This is a genomic window from Methylobacterium oxalidis, from assembly GCF_007992195.1.
Taxonomy (GTDB): domain Bacteria; phylum Pseudomonadota; class Alphaproteobacteria; order Rhizobiales; family Beijerinckiaceae; genus Methylobacterium; species Methylobacterium oxalidis.
Genome location: NZ_BJZU01000260.1, coordinates 1 through 1,923 on the forward strand (window position 1 = coordinate 1; position 1,923 = coordinate 1,923).

A 1,923-nucleotide genomic window follows, 5' to 3' on the forward strand; every position below is an offset into this window, starting at 1 on the left:
CTGCCGTTCTGGGAGTGTGTCCTGGACGAGCCTGACGATGGCGGGGGCGTCGAGGCCCGCCTCGGCGTACATCCGCTCCGGCGTGTCGTGATCCTGGTAGGCGTCCGGCAGCGTCATCGTCCGCACCCGCACCCGCCCCGTGTCCAGAACGCCCCGCGCCGCGTACAGGTGCAGCACCATCGCCCCGAACCCGCCCACCGAGCCCTCCTCCAGCGTCACCACGACCTCGTGCGTGCCCGCCAGATCCAGAAGAAGCGCCGCGTCCAGCGGCTTGGCAAAGCGCGCGTCCGCGACGCTCACCCCGACCCCCAGACCCTCCAGGAGGTCGGCCGCCTTCAACGCCTCCGCCAGGCGCGTCCCCAAGCTCACCAGAGCCACCCGCGCCCCCTCCGGACGGCGCACCACCCGGCCCCGCCCGATCGCCAGCGCCTCGCCCCGCTCCGGCAGGTCAACGCCCACGCCCTCGCCGCGCGGGTAGCGCAGCGCGATCGGGCCGGTGTCGTGCGCGTGCGCCGTCGCCACCATGTGCACCAGCTCCGCCTCGTCGGCGGCCGCCATCACCGTCATGTTCGGCAGGCAGCACAGGTAAGCGAGGTCGAACGCCCCCGCGTGCGTCGCCCCGTCCGCCCCCACCAGACCCGCCCGGTCCAGGCAGAACCGCACCGGCAGGTTCTGCAGCGCCACGTCGTGCACCACCTGGTCGTAGGCCCGCTGCAGGAAGGTCGAGTAGATCGCCACGAACGGCTTGTAGCCCTCCGTCGCCAGCCCGCCCGCGAACGTCACCGCGTGCTGCTCGGCGATGCCCACGTCGAAGGTCTTGTCCGGGTGCGCCTTGCCGAAGATGTCCAGCCCCGTGCCCCCCGGCATCGCCGCCGTGATCGCCACCACCTTCGGGTCGGCGTCCGCCGCCCGCACCAGGCTCTCGCCGAACACCCGCGTGTAGGCCGGCGCGTTCGGCTTGGCCTTGGCCTGGACCCCGGAGACCACGTCGAACTTGACCACGCCGTGGTAGCGGTCGGCGCTCGCCTCGGCCGGGGCGTAGCCCTTGCCCTTCTGCGTGACCACGTGCAGCAGGATCGGGCCCTGCTCCGAGTCGCGCACGTTCTTGAGCACCGGCAGCAGGTGGTCGAGGTTGTGCCCGTCCACCGGCCCCACGTAGTAGAAGCCGAGCTCCTCGAACATCGTGCCCGAGCCCACCAGCAGGCTGCGGGCGTACTCCTCGGCCCGGGCCGCACGCTGGTAGAGCGCCTTGGGCAGGAGCTTGCCGAGCTGCTTGGCGGTCTCGCGCAGGCTCCGGTAGGTGCCCCCCGAGGCCAGCCGGGCGAGATAGGCCGACATGGCCCCCACCGGCGGCGCGATCGACATGTCGTTGTCGTTCAAGACGACGATCAGGCGCGAGTGCATGGCCCCGGCATTGTTCATGGCCTCGTAGGCCATGCCGGCCGACATCGAGCCGTCGCCGATCACCGCCACCACGTTGCGGCGCTTCGGCTGCGCGTTGGCCGCCGCCCCGCCCGCCTTGGCGGCGGCCGCGTCGAGGTCGCGGCCGACCGCCATGCCGAGCGCGGCCGAGATCGAGGTGGAGGAGTGGGCCGCCCCGAACGGGTCGTAGGGGCTCTCGGACCGCTTGGTGAAGCCCGACAGGCCGCCGCCCTGGCGCAGGGTGCGGATGCGGTCGCGCCGCCCGGTCAGGATCTTGTGCGGGTAGCACTGGTGCCCGACGTCCCAGACGATGCGGTCGTCGGGGGTGTCGAAGACGTGGTGCAGCGCCACGCTCAGCTCGACCACCCCGAGCCCCGAGCCAAGATGCCCGCCCGTCACCGACACCGCGTCGATCATCTCGGCCCGAACCGCGTCCGCCACAGCCTGAAGATCAGCCTCCGGCACGCGCCGAAGCGCAGACGGATCCGGAACCTGATCGAG

General features: G+C 72.3%; 1 protein-coding gene. It reads right to left on the reverse strand.

All coding sequences use genetic code 11. The features are described 5' to 3' along the window. Positions 1-1,923: 1-deoxy-D-xylulose-5-phosphate synthase (dxs, locus tag MOX02_RS30350; RefSeq protein WP_280525379.1), on the reverse strand; the 1,923-nt coding region annotated here is incomplete at both ends.